The following is a 14,473-nucleotide window of genomic DNA, read 5'->3' as shown; positions in this document are numbered from 1 at the left end:
ATCAGGAGTCGATGATGACAACGTCGCCCGTGTTGTTGAAGCGTAACCGTTTCTCTGTGGTGCTTGTCGCCACGCTGGCGTGTTCGCTTGCGGCCTGCTCGACTCTGCCGGCCTACACCAGGCCGGATGTCGATGTGCCAGCTCACTATGCCGGCTCGCAAGCAGGGGCCATGAACGCGCCGGTGTCGTCCTCGTCCTCGTCTTCGTCGGGAACGCAAACCGCAAACGGCTGGTCGCTTGCCGCGCCCGCCGACGGCACGCCGCGCGGCCCCTGGTGGACCGTCTTCAATGACGAAGAATTAAACAGCCTCGAAGCGCGCGTCGACGTCTCGAACCAGACCGTCAGGAAAGCCGTCGCGCAACTGGAAGAGGCGCGCGCGCTGGTGGCGTATCAGCGTTCCGGCTTCTTTCCGACGGTGAGCGCGGGCACTTCCACGATGCGCTATCGCACGTCGCAGAACATCAAGCACCGCTCGCTCGCGGGCGTGACCGAGCCCGACTATTCGGTGGGCCTCAACGCGAGCTGGGAGCCCGACCTGTTCGGCCGCGTGCGCGATGCGACGGTCGGCACACGCGATGAGGCGCAGGCGACACAAGCGGACCTCGACGCGGTGCGTTTGTCCGTGAGCGCGGATCTCGCCGCCGATTACTTCGATCTGCGCGCGCTCGATATCCAGAAGAAGCTTCTCGACGATACGGTGACCGCTTATGCAGCCGCGCTCAAGATCATTCAACAGCAGTTCCAGAAGGGCGTCGTCGATGCATCGGCGGTTGCGCAGGCGCAGACGCAGCTCGAAAGCACGCGTACGCAGGACACCGATATCGACGTGCAGCGCGCACAGTTGCAGCACGCGATTGCGACGCTGATCGGCGAGCCTGCCTCGACATTCACGATCGCGCCGCGCACCGCCGCGGTGTCGGTGCCCGACATCCCGCCGGGTTTGCCGTCGCAGTTACTCGAACGCCGGCCCGACATCGCTGCGGCCGAGCGACGCGTCGCGGCGGCGAATGCGCAGATCGGCGAGGCGCGCGCGGCCTATTATCCGAACCTCACGCTGTCGGCGAGCGCGGGCCTCGAAAGCACTTTTTTCGCACCGTGGCTGACGGCACCGAGTCTCTTCTGGTCGCTCGGCGCGCAGATTGCCGGCACGCTCTTCGACGGCGGCCGCCGCGACGCGGCACTAGAAGGCGCGCACGCGCAGTACCACGGCGTGGTCGCCGATTATCGGCAAACCGTGCTCGTGGCGTTTCAGCAGGTGGAGGATCAGCTTTCCGCGCTGACGACGCTGGCGAGCGAAGCGCAGACGCAGCAGCTCGCAGCCGCCGCCGCGGCCCGCTCGCTGCAATTGACGACGAACCGCTTTAACGCGGGCGCCGTCAGTTATCTCGACGTCGTGACCGCACAGACGATTGCGCTGACGAACGAACGCGCCGTCGACCAGATCGACGCGCGCCGCATCGATGCAAGCGTGCAGTTGATGAGGGCGCTTGGAGGAGGGTGGGATCGGGCGGTGCTGGATGCGGCTGCTTCGACTTCGCCTGCTTCGACTTCGCCTGCTTCGGCTTCAACTGCTTCGGCTTTAGCCACTTCGGCTTTAGCTACTTCCGCTCCAGCGGGAAAACCAGAATGAAACGCGTGCTGGTTTCGTCGCTTTCGGCGTAGGCGCTGCCGCCGTGCAGTTCCATGATCGTGCGCACAATCGCGAGCCCGAGGCCCGTCGACGCGGGTCCCGCCGGCGCGTTGTGCCGGGACGGGTCAGCGCGATAGAAACGGTCGAATACGCGCTCGAGCAAGGACGGATCGATACGCGAGCCCTCGTTCGCGACAGTCACGCGCAAATCGCCGGACGCAGGTTGTGCTTGTGCACTGAGCGTGATTTCCTTGCCGCGCGGCGTGTGACGTATCGCATTGGCGAGCAGATTCGACACCGCGCGCCGGAACAACTCCGCATCGGCGCGGACCTCGCTGCCGACGCTTTGACGGCCGCTTTTGCCGGTCCCGCCGGTTCCGCCGGCGACGGGCGCGGTGCTTGCGACGCGCACTTTCACGCCCGCGTCGTCCGCGATGCCCTCGAAGTAGTCGGCGACACGCGCGAGTTCGGAATGCGCGTCGAGCGTCTTCATACGCGTGACGAACTGCGGATGCTCGGCGCGCGCCAGAAAGAGCACGCTTTCGATCATTCTCGACAAGCGCTCGCATTCCTCGAGGTTCGATTCGAGCAAGGCCTGATACTCGCCGGCGTCGCGCGGACGCGACAGCGCGACCTCGGTCGACCCGCGCAGATTGGCGAGCGGCGTGCGCATATCGTGCGCGAGATCGGCCGTGTATTGCGACATCCGCTGAAAGCCGCCGGCCAGCCGGTCGAGCATTGCATTGAGCGAGGCGATCACGGCCGCGAGTTCGCGCGGTGCATTGTCGATTTTCATGCGCGCGTGCAATCGGTCCACGGTGATCGCGGCCGCATGCGCGGCGAGCTCGCGCAGCGGACGCAGCGATTCGTGCACGAGCATCCAGCTCATCAGGAACGCGAGCAGCATGCCGCCGAAGCCCGCGCCGTACAGCCGGTCGCGGTAGTGGTCGAGCAGCAGCCAGCGATCGGTCATGTCGCGCGCGATGACGATCGTGACCGCGCTGCCGTCGGCGAGCGTCGCATCGGTGGCGAGACCGCGCACCGGCATGCGCGAGCCCTGCTGCGTTTCGACGATGGCCGTGCCGGTGATGCGCGCGGCTTGCGGAACATGTTGTGTCGCGACGAGCGGCTCGACCATCGACGTCGCGCCGCCCTCGGTGTTGTGGCTAAACAGCGTGTTGCCGTGCGCGTCGCGCACGTCCATCGACAGCGCCGTGTTGCCGAGCACCTGGCTCGTGAGCCGGTCCGCATGCGCGCGCACATCGTCGAATGACCGCAGTTCGTTGGCGAGGCGCCGCGTATGGCGTGCCGCGAGCACGATCTCATCGTCGTCCTGCTGCGTGATCTGCCGTTCGAGCGCGAAGTAGAGCACGCTGCCGACCAGCGCAAATACCGCGATCGTCGTGCCCGCAAAGGCGAGCGCGAGCGTCGTGGTCAGCGACCGGCCGGCCGTCAGTCGGGCGCTTTGCATTCGATCACGTAGCCGACGCCGCGCACGGTCTGGATCAGCTTGATGTCGTAGCCGTCGTCGATTTTCGCGCGCAGCCGGCGGATCGCGACTTCGACGACGTTCGTGTCGCTGTCGAAGTTCATATCCCACACGTACGACGCGATCTGCGTGCGGCTCAGCACTTCGCCCTGGCGGCGCGCAAGGAGCTGGAGCAGCGAGAATTCGCGCGGCGTAAGGTCGATGCGGTTCGCGCCGCGCTTGACGCGCCGCCGGTTGACGTCGATTTCGAGGTCGCCCACTTTAAGCAACTCGCTTTCGCGTGGCGGCCCGCGGCGCGCGAGCGTGCGCACGCGTGCGAGCAGCTCGACGAAGGCGAATGGCTTGACGAGGTAATCATCGCCGCCGAGTTCGAGACCGCGCACGCGGTCGTCGATGTCGTCGCGCGCGGTGAGGAACAGCACCGGCGTCGCGCGGGTTGCGCGCAGCGTTTTGAGCACGGCCCAGCCGTCCATGGTCGGCAGCATGACGTCGAGCACGATGACGTCGTAGTCTTCTTCCTGCGCGAGGATCAGGCCATCGGCGCCGTCGGCCGCGATGTCGACGCTATAGCCGGATTCTTCGAGCCCTTTCTTCAGATAAGCGCCCGTCTTGGGCTCGTCTTCGACGACCAGAATCCGCATATGGGTACCTTGCAAAACGCTGAACGCCATGTCGGGCTGTTCTTCGCGCTGTTCTGTTGCACAGTATGTTGCACTGTTCGATCAGGTGCTTGAATGGCGGGCTTTATTTTAGCGGGCTCGGTGCGGCGCGTTTTCGTGCGGTGTGGTGCGCGCCGTGCGTTTTTGCAAGCGGAGTGGGGATGTGCTGTGATCTAGTGGGGGATTGGTGGTCGCTTAGTGGTCGTTCAGTGGCCGTTCAGTGGCCGTTCAGTGGCCGCTCGGTGGCCGCTCAGTGGCCGCTCAGTGGCCGCTCAGTGGCCGCTTCATGGCCCCCTGGTGGTCGCATTGACCGGGGACGGGTTTTGCAGCGGGTCGCACACCGGGTTTTGGGAGGTTTCTTTCTGGCGTTTGCGATGCGCGGCGACTTTCGCGCGGTTTCCGCAAAGCGCCATGCTGCACCATCTGCGGCTATGACCGTGCGTGTGATCCGCGAACAGCATCGTGCATTGCGGGCCCTCGCAAGCTCTCACATGCGAAAAGTCTTCGTCGCAAATGAGCCTCGCGAGCGTTTGCGCCACGGGCAGCAGCAGGGACTCGGGCGAACGCCAGCGACGCCGCGGTTCAAGTGCGAATACGGGGCCTTCGCCATGGTCGTGCGCGACGATTTCGGCGTAGGTGTCGTCGCGTTCGAGTAATCGCCTCAACGGCTCGATATCGGCGAGTGCTTCCGGCGTCAAAGGCTTCCCCTTATGCCTTGTGACGAACTCCCGGAACCATTCGCGCAGGCTTCTCGCCTGCTCGGCGACGGCGTCCAGTTCACCCGGCGACGCGCGCTTGCGAAACGATTCGAGTACCGGCTCAGGCACGAGCGATGCCTGCCCGAGCCAGGTCAGCAAGGCCTCGCCGCTATCGATCCAGTCGATTTCGATATCGACCGGTGCTGCGATCGAATTGAGAAAATCGAGAGCCGGTGCATCGGCGATAAAGAGCGCCGGTACGGAGGGACGGTTCATTTGGCGACCCCGTCAGTGCGATCAGGTCTGTCAAGCGTAACCCCATCAGGATTCGTTGACAAGTTACATGCGTGTTTGTAACTGTGTTTTTTAAATTATTGAGGTTACTGAGTTTTCTGAATAGAGATACTGAGCGAGAGACTTTGGCGGCGACTCCTGGGTTTTGATACTGCGCTCAACGGCGGTCGATACGCATGCGGCCGGGTGGCTCGAAGTGTGTGCCGAACCGCACGAGGCCTGTGTTGCGCAGATGGCAGGCCATTTCGAAGCTGACGAGCACGCCGGGGTCGTCGTTATCGAGAATCGTGACGTCGATCGAGCGGATGCGTGGCTCGTACTTCAGCAGCGTGGCTTCCATCTGCTCCTTGAGGCGGTGCGCCGACGCGGGCAGTGCCTTGTAAATATTGGTCAGGTCGGGCAGCCCGTAGTCCGGCAGATGCTTGAGCGCGCCCGCACGCGTATTCAGAATGCGACGCACGTTTTGCTGCACGCTCAGGCATTCGAGCGTGCGGTCGTTGTGCGCATCGAGCGGCTCGCCGCCGATATGCGCGAGCAGGACATCGTAAAGGGAAGGGCCGGCGGACATGGTTTGGCTCGTGCGGTGCTTTGTGCGGTTGCGTTTGTTTGTGCTGTGGTTGCGGTTGTTCTTGCTGTGGTTTCGTTTGTTTATGCAGTTGCGTTTGTTATGCGACCTCGGGTATCGGAGATTTACTGACGCCCTCTGCGATGTCGTGTTCGATGAAATCGATCGTCAGGTTGCCTTCCGGCGAACCTGACAGTCGCACTTGAGCGGGGGCGGCGCCCGATGCGACGCGCGCGAGCAGTTCGCGCGCGACGACCGGCAAAATGCGCTGATGGATAAACGCGTCGATGCTGCGCGCGCCGGAGTCTCGTTCAATGCAGTGCCGAGCGAGCGCATGGATCAGCGCGTCGTCGCAAACTAGCCGGACATCGTGTTGCCGCTGCAGGCGATCCGCGACTTTCGCAAGCTTGAGCCGAAGGATCGAGGCGAGCGAGTCCGGGGCCAGCGGTCGATAGACGAGTGTCTGGAAACGCGCGAGCAGCGCCGGCTGGAAGTGAGCGATGAGCGTCGGACGGATCGCGTCGAACAGTTCCGCTTGAGAGATCGCCTGGTTACCGGAAGTCGCGTCGTCGATTTGCGTGCTGCCGAGATTCGACGTCATCAGAATCACGCAATGGCGAAAGTCGATCTCGCGTCCTTCGCCGTCGCGCATCATGCCGCGATCGAATACCTGATAGAACAGATCCAGCACGTCGCGGTGCGCTTTTTCGACTTCGTCGAGCAGGATCACGCTATACGGGCGTTGCCTGACGGCTTCCGTCAGAATGCCGCCGCGGCCATAGCCGACGTAGCCGGGCGGCGAGCCCTTTAGTTGCGAGACCGTGTGCGCTTCCTGGTATTCCGACATGTTGATCGTGGTCAGCGCGGCTTCGCCGCCAAACAGCAGGTCAGCAATCGCGAGCGCCGTTTCGGTCTTGCCGACGCCGGAAGGGCCGATGAGCAGAAACACGCCAAGCGGCGCATGTTCGTTGCCGAGTCCGGCTTTTGCGGTACGCAGGCTTTCGGCGAGTGCGGCCAGCGCATCGTCTTGCGCGACGACGCGTTGGGCAAGCTGCGCTTCGAGCGTCAGCAGGCGCTGCAGTTCGTCGTCGACGAGGTCGCCGACGGGGATGCCGGTCCATTCGGCAACCACGCGCGCGACCGCTTGTGCATCGACTTCGGCAAATACGAGCGGGGTGCTGCGTTGCGCGTCGGCAAGCGCTTCGCGTGCTTTGTTTAACGCGTGCGGGTCCCGCGCCGATGGTTCGGCGTCGCGTTGTGCGTGCAGCGTGGTGACGAGAGCGAGCTCCTGTTCGTAACGCGCTTGCAGCTTCGCGTGTTCCTCGGTAGTCGTTGCGACCAACACGTCGAGCGTGGCGCGGCGCGTTTGGACGTCTTCGTTCGCGATACCGGCCAGCTGGTCTGCGTCGAGCGTTGCGCGCTCCAGTTCGAGTGCGGCCACCGCTGCGCGTGCTCGCTGCAATTCCGCCGGTGGCGACTCGAGCGTCATCCTGACGCGTCCCGCCGCAGTGTCGATGAGATCGACGGCCTTGTCGGGCAACTGCCGCGCGGGAATATAACGACGCGATAGCTTCACCGCCGCGACGAGCGCGTCATCACGAATATGCACGCGATGGTATTGCGCGTAGAGACTGACAAGCCCGCGCAGCATCAGGCATGCGGCGTCGTCATCGGGCTCGTCGACCTTGACGATCTGAAAGCGCCGCTCCAGCGCGGCGTCGCGTTCGAAAAATTCCTTGAACTCCGACCACGTGGTGGCGGCGATGGTCCGCAACTCGCCGCGCGCGAGCGCGGGCTTCAGCAGGTTTGCCGCGTCGGCTCCGCCGACGGCGTTGCCGGCGCCGATCAGCGTATGCGCTTCGTCGATAAAAAGCAGGATGGGCACCGGCGACACGCGTACTTCGTCGATCACGTTCTTAAGACGCTGTTCGAACTCGCCTTTGATGCCGGCGCCGGCCTGCAGGAGTCCGAGGTCGAGCGTAAGGATGCGCACGTCGCGGATCCGGTTCGGCACGTTCCCTTCGACGACACGCAGAGCGAGGCCTTCGACGAGCGCCGTTTTGCCGACGCCGGGCTCGCCGACGAGAATCGGATTGTTTTTACGCCGGCGCACGAGGACATCGACCATCTGCTGGATTTCCTGGTCGCGTCCGTAGACTGGATCGATCTCGCTGCGGCGTGCTTTGTCCGTCAGGTCGAGGGCGAAGCGGGAAAGGGCTTCGCCGGGCGCGGATGTTGGGGCGTGGGCGTGCGCCTGGGCTTGCGGTTGATGAAGTGTGGGCGCGGGCGTTGGGGTATGCGGTTGCGCGTACGTGGCTGTCGGTTCGGCCGGCGTGGCGGGCGTGGTTATTTGGGGTTTGCCGGTTGTGCCGGTTGTCCCGGGAGTGCCGGGAATGCCGGTTGTGCCAAGTGTGCCGGTCGTGCGGGTTGTGCCGATAGGCTCGCGCGAGAACGGATCGATGTCCGATTCGGGATCGTGCGCGGGCGTTGGTATATGTTCGACGGACCGTCTGCCGAGCCGCGGTAACAGCCTTTGGATCTGGGCGCCGGACAGTGGCAGCAGAGACAACGCGCGACGCGTATGCAGTACGTGCGGTGCTTCGACGATAGCCTGCAGCAGATGGCCCGAGCGGATCGCGTCGCCGGTAGGGTTGGCTGCGGCATCCAGCAACGCATGACTCCACGCATCCTGCAATACGGTGGCAGCCTGCAGCGAGAGCGCTGGCTTGCCGCGCAGATTGCGTGGCGCGCGATCGATCGATTGGAGGAGCGCGTGCCAGAGCGAGTCGATATCGATGTCGCAATGCTCGAGCAGGGCAGGGACATCGCCGTCGCCGGCCTCGATCAGTTTCAGGAGCCAGTGCTCGACGGAGATTTCACCCGCAAGACGCGCCTGGCAAAGATTCGCGGCGGCTTCGAGTGCATGGGCGCAATGAGGGTTGAGCCTGCGCAGCAGCGCGGACGTGTCTCGGGTATTCATAACGGACATGCTTCGATCGTCTCGCAGGGGAGAAATCACACAGTCAAAAAAAGCGGGGCAGATGTTGCGTTCATGTACCGCTGATATCTGCCGTCGATCACTACTTCGATGCGCCAGCTGCGCGACGGCGCAAGCTGGCGAAGTAAGGCTTTCGTCGATTTCGTGGCTAGCGTGCGGCGCTGGGGCGCAAGTGCGGCAAGTGCGGCAACTGCGGGGCAACTTTAGGGCGACTGCGCCGCATGACATCGATTCAAACGATCAGGAACGCTCGTTCCACGTGTCCTTATGGATGATGTTGCCGTCCTTGTAAGACCACGTGATCGTCTCGTAACGCAGTTCCACGTCTTCAAGATGGTTGTGCTTCTCGAAGTCGGGGTTCTTGATGTCGAGCATCTTCGGCTTCACGGCGACGATCTTCACGTTGTCGAGCTTCGTGTTGAAGTACTCCTTTTCCTTGCCTGCGTCGTCGATCCTGTACCACTTGATCTCGACGCTCTTGAGGGTTTGTCCGCTCGTCACCGCCTTGTAAAGGTATGGCGTCGACGAGTCCGTTTCCTTGGTGAGCGTAATCGGCTTGTGCACGCGCGTGCCCGTGAGCTTGCCGGTATTGCCGTCGGTCGGAATGTGGACGCTGTGATCGAATGCGACGAGTTCGACGCTGCCCTCACGGCCTTGTACTGTCACGGAGCCTTTGATGTCTGCGCCGCCATCATCCTTGAGCCACATGTACGCTGGAATTGCCATTTTTCTCTCCCTTTTCCTGCTGTTTCGTACTGCAACGATGGCCCGAAGCGCGAGGCTCCGGGATACTCATTCCCGAAGCGGGGTGCGCTTCGGGAGTCAAACGAATGGGTGAATCTGAGCTATCCGACGCGGGTAGTCACTACGCTACGGAGCTGCTTCGGGCACGAGTGTGATTTCGACGCGACGGTTCTTTGCGCGACCCTCGGGAGCATCGTTGTTCGCGACGGGCCGCGTGTCGCCATAGCCCTGGATCGCGAATTGCGTGGCGGGCATACCCGACGCGTCGATCAGCCAGTCGCGCACGGCCGCCGCCCGGGCGATCGAGAGCCTCAAGTTGCTGTCCGGCGCGCCGGTTGCGTCGGTGTGACCGGCAACCAGAATCCGCTTGCCGGGATGCGACCTGATCATCTCGAGCGCACTGACCAGCGCGCGTGTCGAGCCGGGCTTCAGTTGCGCGTTGCCGCTGTCGAATAGCGACATGCTGTCGAGCGTGACGACGACGGGCGGCGCCGCTGGAGGCTGATACGTCGCAATCGCGTCGTTGAGCATCGGTATCAGCTGCGCGCCGCGGTACATACCGAACGACAGATGCAGCGGAATACCGAGACGCGCGTACTGCTCGAGCTGATCGCGATCGGCGACGAGCGCCTGCAGTGCATCGCGCTTTGCATAGTCTTTCGCGGCATCCTGAGCGGTACCTTTCGCGGCGGGGATCAGCGCGTAGCGTTGCAGGTCAGCGTTGATGTGTTCGAGCAGGTTTGCGTTATTCGATGCCGCGCCCCAGAAGGCGACTGCAGCCGCGCACGCGGTGAGCGCGAACGCGTGAGCAAGCGCGGCGAGCCGGGGAGATATCCAGCGCCGCTGCGGCATCGCCTCGATAAGCTGCTGCGGCAGAGGCCATGGCGGTGGTGATGCGGGCAGGGTTGCGGGTACGACCGCGGTTTGCGATTCGACGTGCAGCTCCCATGGCTTGCCCCTCCCGGTTGCGGGACCGCAATCGATCCAGCCGACGCCGTGCAGCGTGCAGGGTGCCGAAGGTTGGCGATGGTCGGTTAGCGTGTCGATCACCATACGCTGCGTCCAATTGATGAGCGATGTCAGGGCGGCGGCTCTGGTGACGGCGGAATAGGCAGAAGTCGCTTGTCGCGTATCGGCACTTAGTGCATTGTTTTCTAGTGCATTGGATTCTGCGGCGCGAATGATGGGATCGAACGGGCCTGCGGCGCCGATCGTGGCTGGCTGCTGTGTCGCAGCCGGAATGGCTCCCTGCGGAAGAAGACGGGTGGCCGACGACACGCCGTACCACAGCGGTGCTGTGACGCCCCTTGCGAGCCCCGATGAATGCGTGCCGGAATCGGCTGCGTCAGACAGCGTTGATTTTGACAAGTCGGCGGAACTCGCTCCAACTGCCTGATCGCCCGTTGCGGCTGCCGCTGCAGGGGAATTTCCATCGGGCGAGTTTCCATCCTTCGTTACGCGCTGATAGATGGCGAGGTAGCCCGGCAAACGCGCACCAAGCATTCGTGATGCGTCGGCTACCGCCTGACGCATCACGCGAAGCCGTTGCGTCAGCATATCGACGTCCGAATGCAGAGCGGGCGCGACGGAGAGCACGAAGCCATCTGGCGCACGGCCATTGCGCCACTGTCGGACAGCGACCGATAGGCTCGGCAGGTCCTGTATCCGTTCAGCACGTATCCAGATTGCGCCATCGCCGACATGCGCGAAGCGCGCTTCGCCGGCTCGATCGAAGATCGCAGACAAGCCGTCGCCGATCACGACGGCCAACGGCATACTCGCACGCAACCGGACCGGGATTTGCGACGTCACAGCACCGAGTGCCGCAAGTACATGCGCGCTTTGCGAACTGGCGAATGCGAGTTGCTGGGTCCGCCACCAAACGAGCGAGACGGCGAGCAGCCCAACAACCGCGGTCAGCAGCGAAGCCAATGTCGGATTGACTCGCAGGACCAGCCACAGCACGGCAAGTGCCAGTGCTGCGATGAACACGACGATTGTCCGGAAGGGGTAGCCGAGGCCTTCGGTTTCGCGGCGCCGTGTGCCGTTAGACGGAGTCACGGTCGCGCCGTCTGTGGCGGCATCAGATTGAACGTGCTGAACGTTCAATGCGCGTTCGAAAGGCGTTGACGCGAAACGCAGCGGCGCGGACGATGTCGGCTCGAATGATGGTTCGAAAGGCGGTTTGAGTGGATGCACCCCGTCCCGCGCAGTCTTCAGTAACCCGGACTTGATGGGCGGATAAGTCACGGGCGCACCGCTTGAGAGGCAAGATGCGTGACTTGCGTATCGAGCGTCGCGTTCCAGGCGAGCCACACGGCGACGGCCACGACTCCTGTGACACACGCAATGGCCCACGGCGACAGACGATAGAGCCAGTCCGTAAAACGCCAGCCCGAACGTTCAATGATGAACGTCTGATCTCGTGCGGGTCTGAGCGTTTGCAGTTGCGCGTTGAGCGCCTTGATCAGCCCGGCTCGCGTTGCGCCATCGTCGCCTTGATGCGTATCCCATGAAGGCGACGCATATCGGCCGACGAAACCCAATCCGAGAATGGTTTCATAGCATTCGAGCAGATCCACGTTCGGCGACGCTTCGCGCATTCGTTGCTCAAGCCGTTCAAACACACGTTCACCTGCATCGTGCCGACCCGTCTGCCCGATTTGCAAGGGCTGCTCATCCCACTTCGACTGATCATCGACGGACAGGTTGCGCAATGCTGTTTCATCGAGCAGTCCGCATTGCGCGATAAGCGCGTCTTCACACACATCTTGCGGATAGCCGTGATGCTTGAGCGCAGCCGCGAACTGAATGACCAACTGCTCGGTTCGCTTGCGAAGCGACTTGTAATCGCTCGGCGTCTGGCTTGTGGAGAGCTGGGTGACGCAGAGCGCGGTGTCGCGCAGCAGACTACGCATACGTTGCGACGGGGCGTGACCCGCACGGGTCGAACGGTCCACTAATGCTGCAACGGGGGCAAAGCTGGAACGATTCATGACCTCAGTACCGCATGGAGTTGGAGCGTTGCATCGGGAATCGATGCGGGCAAATAGATCTGGCAAGCGCGCGCAGCGAGCATGCGCGCGTGTGCGGGGTCGTCCGCGTCCAACGCAAAATAGTGGTTGTCTAGACGCACCGGAATCGCAGAAGGCACGCGTTGCACCGACTTGAGCGGAATGCCCGCGAGCGCCGAGTTGACGATCTGCTTGACATCGTCAGGGGCGCCGATCTTGCAAAGCCGCGCGAACTGCTCGACGAGTTCGTATGGCGGCAACGACGCGCTGACGGACAGATACCAGTCTGCCGAGTTCGTCGCGATACGCTCGTCCTCGATAAGACCCATCCAGGTCGTCGTGCTTTTCTGCGTCAACGCGATGGACACGACGCGCGATGGAATGATCGCGTCGAGCAGTTGACGGATCTTCGCTTCGAGCCGCGTGAATACATCTTCGGCTTGTGCGTGATCGTAGGGCGGAATGTCCGTCAGCTGCGCGCCTGTCGAGAACGTCATTAGTGCGGCGGTTAGCTGAGCGAGCGTTGTGTAGAGCCGTTCGGGTGGCTGCGATGGGTGAGATGCGAAAAACTGCAGCTGCGGCCACGCCGCATGAATACAGTGGAGAAGCCAGAAGAGTTGCACGTCCGCGACGCCGTACTCGGTAACCTGTTCGATGCGTTCGCCGCGGCGCGCCCCGAGTGTGACACTCCTCGCCAGCAGTATGTCTGCAAGGCGGTTGATACGCTCGATATGCAACGGATGGCTCGCCAACGTCAGGCAAGGCGGCACATAACCGTGGTCGAGCTTGAACTCGCCGCTGGCCGCGCGCGTGAGGCGCGCGATTGCGCACACGGTATCGTCCTCGCTTGGCTCAAAATCAAATAGCAGCCGCACTGCGTGGCGTTCGGCGGCGATCTCCGCTTCGCCCGTGCCGTTGAGATCCGCTACTTGCACGAATTCGCGAAACGACCGGCGTGGCCGCGCGAGAGAGGCCTCGTCGAAGCGGCAGTTATTGCCATTCGCATTGGGCAGCGGGAGCGCTGCCAGCACCAGGACACTCTGCAGATCGGCGGGCAGCCCCCGTGTCAGGTCGCGGGCCGGCGGCAGTGCATCGGCGACGGTCGAATCGAACGGCGTGCCATCCGGAAAGCGCAATTTCAGTCGCGTGAGCTTGAAGCGACTCGCTGTGAGTGCGTCTTCATCAACATCGACGCCGAGCGTTCCCCACGGCTCCGCCAGCGACGCTGTAGCGATCTGACGCAGCGAGAACTCAAACCAACGTTCGTGCTGTTGAAAGTGCTGTTGCGTGAGGATCAGGCCTTCATGCCAAAGCGGTTTATCGATCCGCATAGGAGTAGCGCAAAACAGTTTAAAGAATATCGGATGGCGACGATCAGATCGCAATGAGATAACGCGTAACCATCAAAGCGATGGTCGAATAAGAGCATATAAGCCGGAAGGCTTCGAAATTTAACTTCGCAATCGTGAGAGCGGAGTGTACGCGATGATCAAATCCAATGGCAAATTATATTTTCGATGTTTTAAGATATTTAAAGATATTCAAGAAATGTCAAATTTCCTGACTAAGGCACATATTTCTCGTTGAGAAACTTCCTAGAAGTCACGCTGCTGGAGGCCGCGGTGCATAAGACTGAAGCGAGATGTCTTAGATGACGTTTGCAAATATTTGTCAAATCGTCTTTGCAGGATGATTACCCATATGTTTTTCGTGCGAACATAATCACCACACGGTAGTAAGGTGATAAAAATCCTTGCTTATTTAAATGACCAGAGCAGGTATTTACGTCGTCCTGCGCGAGTTGCCGAGCAAAACAGGATCGGTTCAGCGGGGATTCATTCTCTAAATAAATTGGAAAGGACACGGATGGACAGCTTCCAGCGCGAAATTCCGAAGAGTCGCGTCTCGATTACGTTGGATCTGCATACGGGCGGAGCCCAGAAGAAGGTTGAGTTGCCACTAAAGCTTCTGGTGGCAGGCGACTTCAGTGCGGGGCGAGAGCAGGCGCCGCTTGCCGAGCGCAAGAAGGTCAACATCGACAAGCACAACTTCGACGCGGTGCTGGCCGATTACGCACCGGACCTCAAGACCGCCGCACCGAACACGCTGGTGGACGATGGATCCGAATTGCCAGTGAGCCTCGGCTTCCGGTCAATGAAGGACTTCGAACCCGAGCAGGTTGCACGGCAGATTCCCGAACTGCAGGCGTTGCTGGCTATGCGCAACCTGCTGCGCGACCTCAAATCGAACCTGCTCGACAACGGCACGTTCCGTCGCGAGTTCGAAAAGATCCTGAAGGACCGGCATCTATCGGAAAGGCTGCGCAACGAGCTGGCGCAGATAGGCAGCGTGACCTCGCAGCAGGAAGGGCATGCGTAGGC

General features: G+C 62.2%; 11 protein-coding genes. 2 read left to right on the top strand and 9 right to left on the bottom strand.

What is annotated here, in order from left to right; translation table 11 throughout:
* The first annotated feature begins 11 nt into the window (after positions 1-11).
* Positions 12-1,631: an efflux transporter outer membrane subunit gene (locus KZJ38_RS32955; RefSeq protein ID WP_425518391.1), complete on the top strand. Its 1,620-nt coding sequence runs from the start codon at positions 12-14 to the stop codon at positions 1,629-1,631.
* Here the strand turns inward: KZJ38_RS32955 and KZJ38_RS32950 are convergent.
* The 9 genes from KZJ38_RS32950 to tssK form a co-directional block, all read right to left on the bottom strand.
* Positions 1,600-3,102, bottom strand: coding sequence for an ATP-binding protein (locus KZJ38_RS32950; RefSeq protein WP_219801212.1), 1,503 nt, complete (start codon positions 3,100-3,102; stop codon positions 1,600-1,602). The genes KZJ38_RS32955 and KZJ38_RS32950 overlap by 32 nt on opposite strands.
* Complete coding sequence (locus tag KZJ38_RS32945) at positions 3,084-3,761, bottom strand: heavy metal response regulator transcription factor (RefSeq protein ID WP_219803776.1); 678 nt, start codon at positions 3,759-3,761, stop codon at positions 3,084-3,086. Before KZJ38_RS32945 ends, KZJ38_RS32950 begins: the two co-directional genes overlap by 19 nt.
* 302 nt (positions 3,762-4,063) lie before the next feature.
* Complete coding sequence (locus KZJ38_RS32940; protein ID WP_219801211.1) at positions 4,064-4,753, bottom strand: CGNR zinc finger domain-containing protein; 690 nt, start codon at positions 4,751-4,753, stop codon at positions 4,064-4,066.
* A gap of 175 nt (positions 4,754-4,928) precedes the next feature.
* A complete protein-coding gene (tssE, locus tag KZJ38_RS32935) occupies positions 4,929-5,339 on the bottom strand; it encodes a type VI secretion system baseplate subunit TssE (RefSeq protein ID WP_219801210.1) in 411 nt (136 codons plus the stop codon).
* A 97-nt stretch (positions 5,340-5,436) separates the two neighbouring features.
* Entirely contained in the window at positions 5,437-8,316 is a 2,880-nt protein-coding gene (tssH, locus tag KZJ38_RS32930; RefSeq protein WP_246641892.1) for a type VI secretion system ATPase TssH, read from the bottom strand.
* Between the two features lie 258 nt (positions 8,317-8,574).
* On the bottom strand, positions 8,575-9,060 hold the full coding sequence (locus KZJ38_RS32920; protein WP_219801209.1) for an Hcp family type VI secretion system effector: 486 nt from the start codon (positions 9,058-9,060) through the stop codon (positions 8,575-8,577).
* A 144-nt stretch (positions 9,061-9,204) separates the two neighbouring features.
* Positions 9,205-11,139 carry an OmpA family protein gene (locus KZJ38_RS32915; RefSeq protein ID WP_246641891.1) on the bottom strand — a complete coding sequence of 645 codons (1,935 nt, stop codon included), beginning with the start codon at positions 11,137-11,139 and terminating at the stop codon, positions 9,205-9,207.
* Positions 11,140-11,324: 185 nt separating this feature from the next.
* Positions 11,325-11,996 (bottom strand): DotU family type IV/VI secretion system protein, encoded by a 672-nt coding sequence (locus KZJ38_RS32910; protein WP_219801208.1) that lies wholly within the window; start codon positions 11,994-11,996, stop codon positions 11,325-11,327.
* Positions 11,997-12,070: 74 nt separating this feature from the next.
* Positions 12,071-13,423 carry a type VI secretion system baseplate subunit TssK gene (tssK, locus tag KZJ38_RS32905; protein WP_219801207.1) on the bottom strand — a complete coding sequence of 451 codons (1,353 nt, stop codon included), beginning with the start codon at positions 13,421-13,423 and terminating at the stop codon, positions 12,071-12,073.
* 535 nt (positions 13,424-13,958) lie between these two features.
* On the opposite strand from tssK, the gene tssB reads away from it, so the two are divergent.
* On the top strand, positions 13,959-14,471 hold the full coding sequence (gene tssB / locus KZJ38_RS32900; protein ID WP_219803774.1) for a type VI secretion system contractile sheath small subunit: 513 nt from the start codon (positions 13,959-13,961) through the stop codon (positions 14,469-14,471).
* The last annotated feature ends 2 nt before the right edge of the window (positions 14,472-14,473 follow it).

The organism is Paraburkholderia edwinii (assembly GCF_019428685.1).
Taxonomy (GTDB): Bacteria; Pseudomonadota; Gammaproteobacteria; order Burkholderiales; family Burkholderiaceae; genus Paraburkholderia; species Paraburkholderia edwinii.
This window is presented reverse-complemented; position numbering and strand designations above follow the sequence as displayed.